17 protein-coding genes are annotated in these 14068 nt (G+C 64.6%); all 17 read right to left on the reverse strand.

Annotated elements, in window-relative coordinates; genetic code table 11:
• Positions 1-243: 243 nt before the first annotated feature.
• Complete coding sequence (hisB, locus tag MCUHO_RS06365; RefSeq protein ID WP_067075396.1) at positions 244-825, reverse strand: imidazoleglycerol-phosphate dehydratase HisB; 582 nt, start codon at positions 823-825, stop codon at positions 244-246.
• Positions 812-1531, reverse strand: a complete 720-nt coding sequence (gene hisA, locus MCUHO_RS06370; RefSeq protein WP_067075399.1) for a 1-(5-phosphoribosyl)-5-[(5-phosphoribosylamino)methylideneamino]imidazole-4-carboxamide isomerase — start codon at positions 1529-1531, stop codon at positions 812-814. The genes hisB and hisA overlap by 14 nt, the downstream gene beginning before the upstream one ends.
• Positions 1532-1535: 4 nt before the next feature.
• Positions 1536-2438, reverse strand: coding sequence for an ATP phosphoribosyltransferase (gene hisG / locus MCUHO_RS06375; protein WP_067076190.1), 903 nt, complete (start codon positions 2436-2438; stop codon positions 1536-1538).
• A gap of 27 nt (positions 2439-2465) precedes the next feature.
• The gene (locus MCUHO_RS06380; RefSeq protein ID WP_067075402.1) at positions 2466-3668 is read right to left on the reverse strand and encodes a methionine adenosyltransferase; all 1203 of its coding nucleotides are present in this window, start codon (positions 3666-3668) and stop codon (positions 2466-2468) included.
• A gap of 60 nt (positions 3669-3728) precedes the next feature.
• Positions 3729-4541: a DNA integrity scanning protein DisA nucleotide-binding domain protein gene (locus MCUHO_RS06385; protein ID WP_067075405.1), complete on the reverse strand. Its 813-nt coding sequence runs from the start codon at positions 4539-4541 to the stop codon at positions 3729-3731.
• Positions 4538-5404: a succinate--CoA ligase subunit alpha gene (sucD, locus tag MCUHO_RS06390; RefSeq protein ID WP_067075408.1), complete on the reverse strand. Its 867-nt coding sequence runs from the start codon at positions 5402-5404 to the stop codon at positions 4538-4540. The genes MCUHO_RS06385 and sucD overlap by 4 nt, the downstream gene beginning before the upstream one ends.
• On the reverse strand, positions 5401-6486 hold the full coding sequence (locus MCUHO_RS06395; protein WP_067075411.1) for a succinate--CoA ligase subunit beta: 1086 nt from the start codon (positions 6484-6486) through the stop codon (positions 5401-5403). The genes sucD and MCUHO_RS06395 overlap by 4 nt, the downstream gene beginning before the upstream one ends.
• A gap of 4 nt (positions 6487-6490) precedes the next feature.
• On the reverse strand, positions 6491-7021 hold the full coding sequence (locus tag MCUHO_RS06400; protein ID WP_067075414.1) for a 2-oxoacid:ferredoxin oxidoreductase subunit gamma: 531 nt from the start codon (positions 7019-7021) through the stop codon (positions 6491-6493).
• A complete protein-coding gene (locus tag MCUHO_RS06405) occupies positions 7018-7806 on the reverse strand; it encodes a thiamine pyrophosphate-dependent enzyme (RefSeq protein ID WP_067075417.1) in 789 nt (262 codons plus the stop codon). The genes MCUHO_RS06400 and MCUHO_RS06405 overlap by 4 nt, the downstream gene beginning before the upstream one ends.
• Positions 7803-8903, reverse strand: a complete 1101-nt coding sequence (locus MCUHO_RS06410; RefSeq protein ID WP_067075420.1) for a 2-oxoacid:acceptor oxidoreductase subunit alpha — start codon at positions 8901-8903, stop codon at positions 7803-7805. The genes MCUHO_RS06405 and MCUHO_RS06410 overlap by 4 nt, the downstream gene beginning before the upstream one ends.
• Entirely contained in the window at positions 8900-9172 is a 273-nt protein-coding gene (locus tag MCUHO_RS06415; RefSeq protein WP_048185666.1) for a 4Fe-4S dicluster domain-containing protein, read from the reverse strand. The genes MCUHO_RS06410 and MCUHO_RS06415 overlap by 4 nt, the downstream gene beginning before the upstream one ends.
• Entirely contained in the window at positions 9169-9756 is a 588-nt protein-coding gene (locus MCUHO_RS06420) for a FumA C-terminus/TtdB family hydratase beta subunit (protein WP_067075423.1), read from the reverse strand. The genes MCUHO_RS06415 and MCUHO_RS06420 overlap by 4 nt, the downstream gene beginning before the upstream one ends.
• Positions 9723-10562 carry a fumarate hydratase gene (locus MCUHO_RS06425; RefSeq protein WP_067075426.1) on the reverse strand — a complete coding sequence of 280 codons (840 nt, stop codon included), beginning with the start codon at positions 10560-10562 and terminating at the stop codon, positions 9723-9725. The genes MCUHO_RS06420 and MCUHO_RS06425 overlap by 34 nt, the downstream gene beginning before the upstream one ends.
• A gap of 102 nt (positions 10563-10664) precedes the next feature.
• Entirely contained in the window at positions 10665-11177 is a 513-nt protein-coding gene (locus MCUHO_RS06430; RefSeq protein WP_067075429.1) for a 50S ribosomal protein L16, read from the reverse strand.
• Positions 11178-11238: 61 nt separating this feature from the next.
• On the reverse strand, positions 11239-12000 hold the full coding sequence (locus MCUHO_RS06435; RefSeq protein WP_067075432.1) for an ABC transporter ATP-binding protein: 762 nt from the start codon (positions 11998-12000) through the stop codon (positions 11239-11241).
• Position 12001: 1 nt separating this feature from the next.
• The gene (locus tag MCUHO_RS06440; RefSeq protein WP_067075435.1) at positions 12002-12778 is read right to left on the reverse strand and encodes an ABC transporter permease; all 777 of its coding nucleotides are present in this window, start codon (positions 12776-12778) and stop codon (positions 12002-12004) included.
• A gap of 129 nt (positions 12779-12907) precedes the next feature.
• Positions 12908-13888 carry an ABC transporter substrate-binding protein gene (locus MCUHO_RS06445; protein ID WP_067075437.1) on the reverse strand — a complete coding sequence of 327 codons (981 nt, stop codon included), beginning with the start codon at positions 13886-13888 and terminating at the stop codon, positions 12908-12910.
• Between the last annotated feature and the right edge of the window lie 180 nt (positions 13889-14068).

Consider the following 14068-nt stretch of genomic DNA (forward strand, 5'->3'; position numbering starts at 1 on the left):
GCCGGGATAACGAGAATCGAGGGCGGGAGGACGTGGAGAGCGTCGGGTACTGAATCCCTGCGAGTCCGACAGGCCGCCGATGCATGTCAGACGCTCATATCTGCGATCTCAGCCATGTTATGCCCCTATTCCGTGAACATTTACGCCCGTTGCATACGAGAGGCCCTACGGGCTGATGCGTCGCTCCCGGACGACGGTTGCCCGTGCTCCGGGATAAAAAAAGGATGCTTCTTCGGTGGGGGGTCAGAGCGTCCCCTTGGTGCTCGGCACGTCGCCGATCGCGGGATCGATCGCCACGGCCGCCCGGAGCGCCCGGGCGAACGCCTTGAACGCCGCCTCGCAGACGTGGTGATCGTTCCTGCCCGAGACCGTGATGTGAGCGGTGATCCCGGCGTGGCTGCAGAGGCTGTAGAAGAAGTGCTCGATGAGGTCGCCGGGGATGCCGCCCGGGCCCACCGGCGAGAAGCCGCCCTCGAAGACGAGGTACCCCCGGCCGCCCAGATCGAGCGCCACCCGGGCGAGCGCCTCGTCCATCGGGACGGCGGCGTCGGCGAACCGGGTGATCCCCCTCCCGTCCCCGACCGCCTCGGCAAGAGCTGTGCCGAGGATGATCCCGATATCCTCGATGGTGTGGTGGGCGTCCACGACGAGGTCGCCGGTCGCGCGGACGGTGAGGTCTATTCGACCGTGCCGGGCAAACGACGCGAGCATGTGGTCGAAGAACGCTATCCCTGTCTCGATGGTTCCCGCTCCGGTTCCGTCGAGGTCGAGGGAGAGCCTGATATCGGTCTCCCGTGTCGTGCGGTGGATCTCACTCGTTCGCATGCGCTGCCTCCATGGCCTCCGAGAGCCGTACCTTCCCGGCGTAGAGTGCCGACCCGAGGACCGCCCCTGCCGCTCCGGTTTTGCGGAGCGCCGCGACGTCCCCCGGACTCGATATCCCGCCCGAGACGACGATCGGAACCTTCACCCGCCGGAGGAGTTCCGTCACGGGTCCGATGGCGATCCCCTGCTGGAGGCCCTCCACGTCCACGTTCGTGTAGAGGAGGGATCCTGCGCCGAGGCTCTCGAAGCGCTCCGCCCAGCAGAGGTAACTCCCGGCAGGACGCTCCCATCCCTCGATCATCACCTCGCCGGCCCGGGCGTCGATCCCCGCCATCACCCGCCCGCCGCCGAACTCATCGGCAAGCGTCCGGATCATCTCCGGCTCCCGGACGGCCTGGGTCGAGACGATCACCCGGTCGACCCCGGCGTCGAGCCATCCCGCGGCGTCCTCGACACTCCTGATACCGCCGCCGAGTTCCACAAACGTCTCCGTCTCGCGGGTGAATGCCCGGATCAGGTCGGCGTTCTTGCGCGCCCGGCCGAACGCCCCGTCGAGGTTGACGATGTGAAGGCCGTCCGCCCCCTCTTCAAGCCACCGGTGCGCCCAGGCAGCCGGATCGCCGTAGACCGTCGCCGCCTCCGGCCGCCCCTGCACAAGCTGCACGCACCGCCCGTCCAGGACATCAACTGCAGGATAGATCTCCATGCTCTCAGCGTATGATCCGTTCGATGGGCATGACTAATATGTCTTTTGCGCCGGCCCGTTTTAACTGGTTGATCAGCTGATAGACCCGTTCTTCTTTCACGACAGCGTGAACGGCAACCAGATTTTCGTCGGATGCCACGTCCATTACCGTCGGGCCGGAGAGGCCGGGCAGCACCTCGCGCACGTCGCTAAGCGCGCTTTTGTGGACGTTCATCATCAGGTAGCACTGACCCTTCGCCCGGATGACGCTCTCGAGGGCGAGGACAAGCTCGTCGATCTTCTCGCGCTTGGCCGTGAGCGAGACAGGGTTCGCCACCAGGATGGTCGTGGAGGCGAGCACCTCGTCGACGACGCGGAGGTGGTTCGTCCGGAGCGTCGTCCCCGAGGAAGAGAGGTCGACGATGGCGTCGGCGATCCCGAGGTGCGGCGTCGCCTCGCATGCCCCGCCGACGGTCACCACCGTCACGGCGACCCCGTGCCCGGCGAAGAACGCGCGGGTGATCGCCGGGAACTCGGTCGCCACCTTTGCACCTGCAAGGTCGGCGACGGTCTCGACGTCCGACTCCTCCGGCACGGCGACGACGAGCGTGGCCTTCCCGGTCTGCAGGTCGAGAACCTGTTCGACCGCGGAACCCCGCTCCATGACCATATCCTTCCCGGTAATCCCGAGATCGGCGACACCGCTCGCCACGTACTCCGGTATATCGATCGGGCGGGCGAAGAGGATCTCCACGTTCGGGTCGCGTGTCCGGGTGATGAGCCTCCGCTCGCTGCCGCCTTCGGCCAGGTGGAGGCCGCTCTTCTCGATCAACTCGTTGATGGGCCCGGCAATCCTTCCTTTGTTCGGGATGGCGAGACGAACGAGCCCGGGTCCGGGCACGGGATGCCGGGGTGACGGTTTACTCATGGGTTTGAACAACTCCGAAAGGGGAGGTTAGAAGGTAGAGAGGTCTCCCCTGATAACCTTCTCGGTGATGGTGGGGGTCTTCGCCAGCCATTCGTCGATGATGCCCTCGACGTCGGGCTTTATGGACTTGATGTCGTAGCCCGGCTTCGTGAGGATCTGGGCGCTTGCCACGTGCGGCTGGTCGATCGGGTAACCGATCTGGGAGAGCATGCGGACGTACATCTCCTCGATCCCGTCGACCTTCGCGACGCAGTCCTGCGCGACCTGGGTCGCCAGGAGGTTGTAGATCTTGCCGATGTGGTTGATCGGGTTCTTGCCGCTCGTCGCCTCCATGCTCATCGGGCGGTTCGGGGTGATCAGCCCGTTCGCGCGGTTGCCGCGGCCGACCGAGCCGTCGTCGCCCATCTCGGCGGAGGTGCCCGAGACCGTCAGGAAGACGCTGGCGGCCTCGAGGTCGTCGGCGGTGTTGATGGCGACGTTGACCGATCTTGTGGTGAACTGTTTTGCGACCGCCGCGATCTGTTCGGTCAGGAAGTTCTTCTGCTCGATGTACTCGGCGATGCTCGAGCAGTAGCGGTCGACGAACGCCATCGCGATGGTCAGGGTGATGGCGTCGCCGTCACGCAGGCACATGATCTTGCAGTCCTGGCCGATGACGGGGTACTTCGGGCGGAGCGTCCCGTCGATGTATGCGGCGACGCCCCGAACAATACTCTCCGCCTCGCTGAACGGCGCGTGCCCGACGCCGAACGAGGTGTCGTTCGCCCGCGGAACCTTCCCCTCGCAGGAGCGGAAGACGTCCTGCAGGTCGGTCGATCCCTTCCCCATCCGGCAGTCGACGATGATGTCGCGCTCCATGTTGATGGTGGGGAGGATGCTCTTGATGTAGTCGCGTGCAGCCTCGACGGCGATCGCGTCCGCGGGGATGTTTATGCCGTTGAAAGTCTTGGTGGCCCGGCCCGATATGAGGAAGTAGATCGGCCTCGTGATCCGGCCGCCGCCGAACTTCGGGATCGACTCTCCCGCAACGACCTCGCCCTGGTCGGTGTTGTGGTGGAGGACGCTGCCGCACTCTTCCAGGTACGACCTGCTGAGCGCCCTGCTGATCGACTCCGCGATGCCGTCCGCGAGACTGTCCGGGTGGCCGAGGCACTTCCTCTCCACCAGTTCTATCCGCTGCTTCTCGATCGGGATCTGGTCAAGCCCTTCTACGCTGATGTTCCTGGTCATAAAATCCACCGTAGTTCTAAAGTATGATAAGAGAAATGATTGCAATTCATATAACCATTTCTAACCGTCACTACGGAGGCGGATGTCGGAGCGGATGCTGATCTTGCATTGCCCGTCCCTGAAGATGCGCACCATGCCTCCGCTCTCGGAGACCGTGATGCCGATGACCGGGATCTCGTGGGTGATGGACGCGGTTGCGCGGTGCCTCCCCCCAAGACCTCCGGGAAGGGAGATGCCCTTCCCGGTGACGTCCAGGTAGCGGCCTGCCGCCCGCACCTCGCCGGTCTTATCGATGACGAAGACGCCGTCGAGCTGGGCGAACTCTTTGACGCTCTCCCAGTTGTCCCGGTTCTTGATGTCCCGGAGTGTTCCGGGCTGCCCCTGGTAGGGGTTGAGGATCGCCTGGTGGGAGTGCCGGAAGATCTCCTCCGGGTCGCCGATGATGAACGCGGTGCCGATGGCTCTCCCCTCCCTCCCCTCGACCGCGATCTCGAGGGCGAGCGTGAGGGCCGAATGGAGCACCTCGCGGGGCACGATGTCGGAGAAGTCCTTTAAGTTGATGAAGTTCTTCCCCTCCTCGATGTCGTAGAGGATGATGGCGTAGGGGAAGACGCCGACGACGAGGCCGGTCTCCAGGTTGCGCCGGAGGTAGAGGTGGACGGCGGCGTCGAGCATATGCCGCTCGCTCACTTCCAGGATGTCGTGCATGGTGAGGTCTTTCAAGACGTCGAGCTGGAGTTCCTGCACCCGGATGATCGGGATATCAGGCACTTTGGCGAGAACCGGGGCCGGTTCGACGAAGGAGACGACTGCCCGCGCCCCGATCTTCTCGGCCACGTCACAGGCGGTTGCGAGCATCAGGTCGCCGTTCATAGTACCTCGCGGATCAGTCCCGGTATCTCCGATGGACGGGACGCGACGGGGATGTTCCGGGCGCGGAGCCGCCGGACCTTGGACCGGGCGTCGCCCTCGCCCCCCTCGATGATCGCGCCCGCGTGGCCCATCCTCTTCTCGGGCGGGGCGCTCACGCCGGCGATGTAGGTGACGACGGGGAGATCGGTCGACCGGACGCCTTCCTCCTCGAGGTTGCCTCCCACCTCGCCGATGACGACGACCGCCTTCGTGTGGGGATCCTCGTCGAACCGGGCGAGGACGTCGACGAACGTCTGGCCGATCACCGGGTCGCCGCCGATCCCGACGATCGTGCTCTGGCCGATGCCGGCGCGGGTGAGTTCGTCGACCACCTCGTAGGTGAGGGTCCCGCTCCGGGAGACGACGCCGACGTTGCCGCGGCGGGCGAGGTGGGCCGGCATGATCCCGAGTTTGCACTCTCCCGGCGAGAGGAGTCCCGGGCAGTTCGGGCCGATGACCGTGCAGTCGTGGAGTTTCGCGTAAGCGGTGGCTTTCATCACGTCGTGAACCGGGATGTGCTCGGTGATGACGACCGCAAGTTCGATCCCCGCGTGCGCCGCCTCCATGATCGAGTCTCCGGCGGCGCCTGCCGGGACGAAGACGACGCTTGCGGTTGCGTCGTGCTCGCGGAGCGCCTCTTTGACCGTGTTGTAGACGGGTACACCGTGAACCTCCCGGCCGGCCTTCCCGGGCGCGACCCCCGCGACGACGCCGCACCCGCCGACCTCGCGGGCGTAGGCGTTCATCAGTTCCGTGTGAAACGTGCCCTGTTTGCCGGTGATATTCTGGACGATCACGCCGAGATTTTTATCTCCGTAGATCATGGTGAGACCTCCATCGCCGCCTTCACGGCCGTGTCCATGCTATCGAGCATTCGGTAGCCGCATTCGGCGAGCAGACGCCGGCCTTCCTCCTCGTTCGTCCCGGCCATCCGGACGATGACCGTCGGCGCGACGCCGGCGGCGATGATCCCCTTCGCCACCTCGTCGCACCGGGTGATCCCCCCGAGGAGGTTGACGACGATCACGTTCACCCCGGGCATGCTCGCAACGAGTTTGACGGCGTGCATCACGCGCTCCTGGTCGGCGCCGCCCCCGACGTCGAGGAAGTTCGCCGCCCGGCCGTTGTAGAACTCGATGAGATCGAGCGTCGACATCGTGAGCCCGGCGCCGTTGCCGATGACCCCGATGCTCCCGTCCAGCTCCACGTAGGAGAAGCCGTGCTTCTCGGCCTCGCGCTCGCGTTCCGAGAGGTCGCGGTTGACGGTTATCCCCTGGCGGGCGAGGGCGTTGTCGTCGACAATCAGTTTCGCGTCCGCCGCGTAGACCCCCCGCGCCGTCGTCACCAGGGGATTGATCTCCGCGAGCATGGCATCCTTCCCCTGGAATACGTGGTAGAGGCTGTTGATGACCGGCGCGAGTTCCTCCGGCGCGCCGCCGAGGAGTTCCCGCATCAAAAACGGCGGGATGTCCGAGAGGAGCGGGGATACGATGACTCTCCGTACGGCCGACTCGTCCTCTTCTGCCATCTTCTCGATCTCCACCCCGCCGGCGTCGGCGAAGAGCACCACCGGCTGCCTGCTCGACCGGTCGACGGCGATGCTGACGTAGTACTCGTGCTCGATCGGGAGACGCTCCTCTGCGAGGATCTCCCCGACCGGGACGCCCTTGATCTCCCGGGAGAAGAGTTCCCGGGCGGTCTCTACCGCCGTCTTTGCGTCAGCAAAAAGGACGCCGCCGGCCTTGCCGCGCCCGCCGACGTCCACCTGCGCCTTCAGCACCACGCCGTCGCCGAGGTCCGGCAGGTGCGCCGCGACCTCCTCCGGCGCCCGTATGACGACCCCTTTCGGGACCGGTATCCCGTACTCTGCAAAGACCCGTTTTGCCTCGTATTCCAGTAGTTTCATAGGTTCACGCTCGTTCTCCGAGTTTGAATCCCCTCTTTAACGCCTTCAGATTCAGTTCTTCGGTGCCTTTCGGGACGCTGTCGAGCACCGCACGCTCGATCGCCTCCCTGCTCACGACCCCGGTTGCGGTCACGAGAGCGCCGATCATCACGATGTTCGCGACGATCTCCCGGCCGAGCGCGCCTTTTGCCTCGGCGGTCGCCGGGATCTCGTAGTGGCGGCAGTCCGGCCGCGACCGGACGAGGTCGGCATCGAGGAGCATGACCGCATCCATCCCGGCACGAATCCCGTACTTCTCGAACCCCTGCTGGGACATGATGACGTAGATGTCTGGTTCGGTCACCTCGGGGTAGAGGATCGGCTCATCGTCGATCACCACCTGCCCCATCGAGGCGCCGCCCCGCGCCTCCGGGCCGTAGACCTGCGTCTGGACGGCGTATTTGTCGTCGTAGAGCGCCGCCGCCCGTCCGAGGATGACCGCGGAGAGGATGATCCCCTGCCCGCCGTATCCCGAGAACCTGATCTCGTGCCTCATCTCTGCACCCCCATCGCCGGCCGGCTCCTTCGGACGAGTTCCCCAACGGTGAACGTCCCTTCGGGGACCGGCTTTCCTTCCGCGACCAGCCGATCACGCTTCGCGACAAGCATCGCGTGGCTCCGGAGGTGCTCGATCATCGCCGGGACGCTCCGGAGCTTGTTGTGGCGGCCGTAGTTGGTTGGACACTGGGTTCTCGCCTCGATGAAGGCGAGCCCCGGGGTCTGCATACCGGCCACGACGGCCTTCGTGAGTTCCTTGACGTGGTAGGACGTCCAGCGGGCGACGTAGTTCGCGCCGGCGGCGACGGCAAGTTCCGCGAGGTCGAAGGCCGGTTCGCTCATCCCGTAGGGCGTCGTCGTCGAGATCGCCCCCGGCGGGGTTGTCGGGCTCCCCTGCCCGCCGGTCATCCCGTAGATGTGGTTGTTCATGCAGACCACGGTCATGTCCACGTTCCGGCGGCAGGCGTGGATGAAGTGGTTCCCGCCGATGGCGGCGAGGTCGCCGTCTCCCGTGAAGACGACGACGTGCAGGTCCGGCCGCGCCATCTTCACGCCGGTGGCGAACGCGAGCGCCCGCCCGTGGGTGGTGTGGAGCGAGTCGGTGAGGATGTAGCCGGGAGCCCGGGAGGAACACCCGATTCCGGAGACGAAGACCGTCTCGTTGCGTTTCCAGCCCATCTCCTCCACGCCTGCGAGGGTGCAGTTGATGATCGTCCCGTTCCCGCAGCCGGTGCAGTAGATGTGCGGCAGGCGGTCGTCCCGGAACCAGTCGGGCGCGATCATCGGTACGCCTCCAGCACCCGGACGAGTTCGGCGGGGGTATGCAGTTCGCCGCCGATCTTCGGGATGGAGATGACCGGCTGGTCGACGTGACGCTGGACCTCCCGCACCATCTGGCCCATGTTCAGTTCCGGCATCAGGAAGGTCCTGGCGTTCGGGAAGACCTTGAGGGCGAACTCCGGGAACGGCCAGACGACCCGGAGACGCAGATGACCGATCGAGTCGTCGGGACGGTCGCGCATCACCTGCTCCACCGTCCGCGACGGCGGGCCGTAGGTGACGAAGACCGTCTCGGCGTCGGGGTTGACGACTTCGTAGTCGGCGATATCCCGGCGTGCCGACTCGATCTTCGCGACCAGACGGCGCACGAGTTTGTCGTGCGCCTCGGGATCGGTCGTGTCCGGGTAGCCCCGCTCGTCGTGGGTGAGGCCGGTCACGTGGACGGCCCGCCCCGAGCCGAAGGGTGCGAACCCGGGAGTCCCGTCGTCCCCTGCCTCGAACGGGAGAGCGCCCTCCGCGAGCGGGCGGGGGCGTTCGACCTCGACCGCGTCGGGTATGGTCACCCGCTCGCGCATGTGGCCGACGATCTCGTCGGACATCAGGAAGGTGGGAACCCGGTAGCGGTCGGCGAGATCGAACGCTTTTGCGGTCAGGTCGAACATCTCCTGGACGGAGTTCGGGGTGAGCGCGATGGTGCTGTAGTCGCCGTGCGACCCGAACCGGCACTGGAGCATGTCGCCCTGCGCCGCCCGCGTCGGCTGCCCGGTGCTCGGGCCGCCGCGCTGGATGTTGACGACGACGCACGGCGTCTCGGTCATGGCCGCGTAACCGATGTTCTCCATCATCAGCGAGAACCCGGGGCCGCTCGTCGCGGTCATGGCCCTTACCCCCGTCCAGGCGGCTCCGATGACCGCGGCGATGCTCGCGAGTTCGTCCTCCATGGAGATGAAGACCCCGCCGGCCTTCGGGAGTTTCCGGGCCATCGTCTCGGCGATCTCGGTCGACGGCGTGATCGGGTAGCCGCCGAAGAACCTGCACCCGGCGGCGAGCGCGCCTTCAGCGCAGGCGGCGTTCCCCTGCATGAACTCGGTCCTGCTCAAAACTCCACCTCCACTTTGTGCGGTTCGAACGGCTTCTCCTCGACCCAGGAGATGGCCTGGTCGGGGCAGATCATGTGGCAGACCCCGCAGAGCATCCTGCCGTAGAGGGCCTGCAGCCTGCAGTTCGTACATCGTTCGGGGCGGTCGAGGACCGGGGCGACGATTCCCCGGCTGTTGAGCTCCGTTCCCTCCCGAAATATACCGTAGGGGCAGACCAGCACGCAGAGATTGCATCCTTTGCAGCGGCTTTCATCGATGACGAGTTTCATGAGACGGTATCCTGGTTAGTATTGAATCGCTGGTGAAATTGTGTTTTCGCTTTCTCGCGTACGGCGCGGAAGAGATCGCCGCCGTGGGCGTCGATCCCGACCGTCAGCGGCAGGTGATCGATCTGGATTATCCAGACCGCCTCGGCCATGCCGAGGTCTTCGAAATAGACGCCGGACAGGCGCATATGGGCTGCGGCGAGCGCGGCGCACCCCCCCGTGAGCGCGAGGTAGACGGCGCGACCCCGGAGGTGCTCGACCACCTCAGGCCCCATGCCGCCTTTCCCGACGAGGGCGCGGACGCCCGCGTCGATGAGGAATCCTGAGAGCGTGTTCATCCGGGCGGATGTCGTGGGGCCGGCGACGACGAGCCGGCCGTTCTGCACCACCGGGCCGCAGTGGTAGACCGCGGCGCCCTCCGGATCGAAGGGGATGCCTTCTTCCATCATCCGCAGGTGAGCCTCGTCCCGGGCGGTGTAGATCGTCCCCGAGAGCGTGACCGTATCGCCCGCCCGGAGGTCGAGCACCTCGTCGCCGAGCGGTGTCGTGAGGTTCACCGCTTCACCTCCACGGTCGCCCGCCGGCATGCCCAGCACTGCACGTTCACCGCCACCGGGAGGGACGCGGTGTGGCAGCCGGCGCGTTTCACCTTCACGCTGAGCGCCGTCGTGTCGCCCCCAAGTCCCATCGGCCCGATCCCGAGGGCGTTGACCGCGTCGCAGAGTTCCTGTTCGTAGTCGTCCATGGTATCCACCGGGAGGAGGAGCGCTTCCTTTGCAAGCGCGGCCGCCATATCGAACGTCCCGCCGATCCCGACGCCGAGGATCACGGGCGGACAGGGTTTGCCGCCCGCGAGAAGCATCGTCTCGGCGACAAAGCGGGGGATCTCCTTCGCCTGCGAGGGGAGGAGCATCCCGATCCGTGAGACGTTCTCGGAACCCGCGCCTTTCGGGAGAACCGTCACCGTGAGCCTCTCCCCGGGTGTCACGTGAACTGCGGGCATCCCCGCGCCGGTGTTGTCGCCGGTGTTCTCCCGGGTAAGGGGGTCGACGACGTTCGGGCGGAGGGGGGTCGTGGCCGTTGCTCTCCGCACCCCTTCCCGCACTCCGTCAAAGAGGGCGGGTGAGAACGGGATGTCGGGCGGAAGGGTGAGGTAGACCACCGGCACGCCGGTGTCCTGGCAGATCGGCACCTGCCGCTCCTCTGCGAGCGCGATGTTCTCGAGAATGTTGCCGAGTTCCCGGCGTGCGATCTCGTCCCTCTCGGCTGCCGCCGCCCTCCGGAGCGCCGCGAGCACATCGGGAGGCAACCGGATCTCGGCCTCGGCGAGTGCTCTCTCTGTGGCGTCTGCCAGTGCGCTCGAAAGCGTCGGATCTGCCGGATTAACCATCATGTATACTGGTGGGAAGAGACTATAAATACCTATATTTCCCCCGGTAAGCGGATATGCCGCTGCGGGGAGTTCCCCGGAAAAAAGATGGGAAATGATGCGGGTTTATGCTGTCGGCGCCCGCTCTTCGATGATCCTTGCGGGGGTCGGAAGTTTGTATATGCCGCGCTTGAGCGAGACCTTGGCCTTCTCGACGTACTGCGGGCTCGTCCAGACGGAAAAGACCTTCTGGCCCTTATCCACCCGCGCCGCGGTGCCGACGGCCTTCCCGAAGGCGAGGCGCATGCCTTCCGAGACACGGTCTGCGCCTGCGCCGGTCGCCTGTTTGTTCTCACGGAGGACGTGGTGCGGGAACGTCCGGATCTTCAAGTGGAAGTTTGCTCTCCCGACCTCCTTCTGGAGCTGCCGGTTGATGCCGATACGGGCGGCCTCAAGGGCCGTGTGGCGTATCTGGCAGGCCTCCTTGGCAACGATGGAGAGTTCGACCGGGTACTCCTCGGTGAGGTTGCCCATATCAAACTGCACGATCTTGCTGCCCGGCACGCCGCCCATGTATTCCCTGCGTGTATATGCTTTCTTTGCGAGATTCCTGTACATCTTCGCTGGTTTTCGTACCATCGTTAAAAACTCCTGCCGATCTTTGAGTGCTTTATAAAATGGAGATTTCCTCTAATAAACCTTACTGGGTATTTTCAGTCTCGTCGATCATCCGGAGCACTCTTCGCCGGACTTCTGCGAACTCTGCACTGGTGCGATCCCGCGGGTGCGGCCAGGGGATCTCGATGACCTCCCGGACGGAACCGGGCCGCGGTGAGAGGACGACGATCCTGGTGGCGAGGTAGACCGCTTCGTCGACGCTGTGGGTGACGAAGACGATCGTCTTCTTCGTCTGCTCCCAGAGGGAGAGGAGTTCTTTCTGCATTTTGTTCCGGGTCTGGGCGTCCAGCGCCCCGAACGGTTCGTCCATGAGGAGGACGTCGGGGTCGTTTGCGAGCGCTCTCGCGATCGCCACCCGCTGCCGCATCCCGCCGGAGAGTTCGTAGGGGTAGGCGTCCCGGAACTGGGAGAGGCCGACCATCTCGATGTAGCGATCCGCCGTCCGCCGCCGCTCCTCCTTTGCGACGCCTTTCATATCGAGGCCGAAGGCGACGTTGTCGATCACCCTCCGCCAGGGGAAGAGGGAGTACTCCTGAAAGACCATCCCGCGCTTCGGGTCCGGGCCGGTGACCGCGCGGCCTTCGACGGTCACGCCCCCGGTGGTCGCGGTCTCGAGCCCGGCGATGATCCGTAAGAGTGTCGTCTTCCCGCATCCCGACGGTCCGACCAGACAGATGAACTCCGTATCGCCGATCTCCAGGTTGACGCCCTCGAGCGCCTTTGTCGCGGTGCCGTCCTCCTTCGGGAAGGCCTTGCCGAGATCCCGTATCGATACGCCGCTCATTCTAGGCCACCTCCCCTGCCCGCCACCGGAGGAGCTGCTTATCGACGTAGTTCCTGAAGATGCGGTCGATGATGAGGCCCGCAAGGCCGAGGATCAGCATGTAGACGACGACGTTGGGCATCTGGTGGAGGTAGTAGTTATGCCAGAGCTGGTACCCCAGGCCGTAACTTGAGACACCGAACATCTCGGCGGCCACGAGACACATCCAGCCGACACCCATGGCGATCCTGATGCCGGAAGCTATCCCCGGGATGGCGGCGGGAAGGGCGACATGGCGGATCAGTTCAAGGGAGGTGTCGCAGCCGAGCACCTTGCCCGCCTCGACAAAGACCTTCGGGACGTCCCGGAACGCGGAGTAGGTCGCGGTCAGGATGGGGAAGAAGGCTCCCGCAAAGATGACGAAGCCCGCCGCCTGGGTGGTGAGTCCGAACCAGATGATGGCGAATGGAATCCAGGCGAGCGGTGGAATGGGGCGGAGAATCTCGATGATCGGGTCGAGAAGGAAGTCCGCGACCCGGAACCACCCCATCAGGATCCCGATGGGGACCCCGAGGAGGAGCGCCGCGATGAGCCCGATCCCGAAATGTTCGAGACTGATCATGGTGTCGGTGAAGAGTGTGCCCGAGCCGAGGAGGTTGACGAAAGCGCCGGCGACGTCGGTGACGCTCGGGAGGATGAATGACCGCCCTACTATGTATTCGGCGATGATCTGCCAGATCACCGCCGTGATGGCGAGCGCTACGGCGCCGAGTAGTCGTTTCTGTGTCTGTTGGTTCATGTCTCTGTTCCGCTGCTCATGATTGATCCCGGAGCGGATCGCTTGATCCGTCTGCTCCGGGATCTTCTCTACTACTTCATCGGCATTGCCGTAAAAGATACTTTTGGAGAAGAAATGGGGTGTCCCGGGTTATGCCCGGGCCCTGTCGTAGAACGAGAGGTCAAAGAGGTCGTCTTCCGTGAGCGGTCTGCTGATGTAGCCGAGTTCGTACTGAAGGTTCGTGTAATCCACGACCGAGGTCGTGATGACGTGCGGGTCGGCGGTCCAGGTGCCGTCCCAGTCCTTGAAGGACGCCTTCACCGTCTCGAGGTTCTGGCCGGTCTTTGTGGAGTAGATGGATGCGGCCTCGTCGGGGTGTTCGAGGTTGTACTCCGTCGCCTTGATGTGTGTCTTCACGATCTGTTCGACAATGTCGGGGTGCTCACTGATCAGTGATCCGCTCGCAACGAGAACACAGCAGGCGTGGTCTTTCATCATCTCGCCCGACTGCACGACGGTTCTCCCGGTACCCTCCGCCGCGATGATGGCCGGGGATGGGTGAGGCAGGAAGACGCCGTCGACCTGGCCGGCGGAGATGGCGGTGGTGGCCGCACCGGGGTCCATGGCGATGATGGTGACGCTCGCGGGGTCGACGCCGTTCTCTTCAAGCCAGGTCCGGAGGATGGTGTCCTGGATGGTTCCCGGCGGGAAGGTGGCGATCCTCTTCCCCACCAGGTCGGCGGGGGTCGAGTATGCGACCTCGTTCCTGAGCACCAGGTCGGACCCTTGAGTCTGGACTGCTGCAATGATCTTCGCGTCGAGCCCGCTGCTGACGGCTGCGATGAACGGGGCGGCACCGACGTAGGCGATGTCAAGGTCCCCGGAGAGCATCGCCTGCATCTCGGGCGCGCCGGTGCCGAACTGGTAGTCGGTCACCTGTGTGATGCCGAACGGCGCAAGATCCTCCTGCCACCATCCTTTCTCCATCGCGGTGAAATGGGCGGTCTGGTGGGTGCTTGGCTGGTAGCCGATCCGGAGATTCGACACGTCGCCGGTGCCGGTGCATCCGCTTACAAACGTGAACGCCGCGACCAGGGCCACGGCCAGAAGAATTGCGGTTAGTGATCTCATTGGTCTCTCCATCCGTATGTGGATGTGTAGTCTTCACGCTATCGGTATATAGTATTGTCGAAAATCGGGGGGATTGTTATACTTTGGTAGTAATTTCTACGTCCTTTTTGTTCTTATGGGGGTGATCGGCTGCGGGATGGCCGGGTGGTTGGGGATGGATTTCTTCTAGAGTGATTCGAT

The organism is Methanoculleus horonobensis (assembly GCF_001602375.1).
Taxonomy (GTDB): domain Archaea; phylum Halobacteriota; class Methanomicrobia; order Methanomicrobiales; family Methanoculleaceae; genus Methanoculleus; species Methanoculleus horonobensis.

Bases quoted from the DNA above. Each gene is read 5' to 3' on its own strand.
- hisB (WP_067075396.1), bottom strand. From the start codon at position 825: ATGCGAACGAGTGAGATCCACCGCACGACACGGGAGACCGATATCAGG.
- hisA (WP_067075399.1), bottom strand. From the start codon at position 1,531: ATGGAGATCTATCCTGCAGTTGATGTCCTGGACGGGCGGTGCGTGCAG.
- hisG (WP_067076190.1), bottom strand. From the start codon at position 2,438: ATGAGTAAACCGTCACCCCGGCATCCCGTGCCCGGACCCGGGCTCGTT.
- MCUHO_RS06380 (WP_067075402.1), bottom strand. From the start codon at position 3,668: ATGACCAGGAACATCAGCGTAGAAGGGCTTGACCAGATCCCGATCGAG.
- MCUHO_RS06385 (WP_067075405.1), bottom strand. From the start codon at position 4,541: ATGAACGGCGACCTGATGCTCGCAACCGCCTGTGACGTGGCCGAGAAG.
- sucD (WP_067075408.1), bottom strand. From the start codon at position 5,404: ATGATCTACGGAGATAAAAATCTCGGCGTGATCGTCCAGAATATCACC.
- MCUHO_RS06395 (WP_067075411.1), bottom strand. From the start codon at position 6,486: ATGAAACTACTGGAATACGAGGCAAAACGGGTCTTTGCAGAGTACGGG.
- MCUHO_RS06400 (WP_067075414.1), bottom strand. From the start codon at position 7,021: ATGAGGCACGAGATCAGGTTCTCGGGATACGGCGGGCAGGGGATCATC.
- MCUHO_RS06405 (WP_067075417.1), bottom strand. From the start codon at position 7,806: ATGATCGCGCCCGACTGGTTCCGGGACGACCGCCTGCCGCACATCTAC.
- MCUHO_RS06415 (WP_048185666.1), bottom strand. From the start codon at position 9,172: ATGAAACTCGTCATCGATGAAAGCCGCTGCAAAGGATGCAATCTCTGC.
- MCUHO_RS06420 (WP_067075423.1), bottom strand. From the start codon at position 9,756: ATGCCGGCGGGCGACCGTGGAGGTGAAGCGGTGAACCTCACGACACCG.
- MCUHO_RS06425 (WP_067075426.1), bottom strand. From the start codon at position 10,562: ATGATGGTTAATCCGGCAGATCCGACGCTTTCGAGCGCACTGGCAGAC.
- MCUHO_RS06430 (WP_067075429.1), bottom strand. From the start codon at position 11,177: ATGGTACGAAAACCAGCGAAGATGTACAGGAATCTCGCAAAGAAAGCA.
- MCUHO_RS06435 (WP_067075432.1), bottom strand. From the start codon at position 12,000: ATGAGCGGCGTATCGATACGGGATCTCGGCAAGGCCTTCCCGAAGGAG.
- MCUHO_RS06440 (WP_067075435.1), bottom strand. From the start codon at position 12,778: ATGAACCAACAGACACAGAAACGACTACTCGGCGCCGTAGCGCTCGCC.
- MCUHO_RS06445 (WP_067075437.1), bottom strand. From the start codon at position 13,888: ATGAGATCACTAACCGCAATTCTTCTGGCCGTGGCCCTGGTCGCGGCG.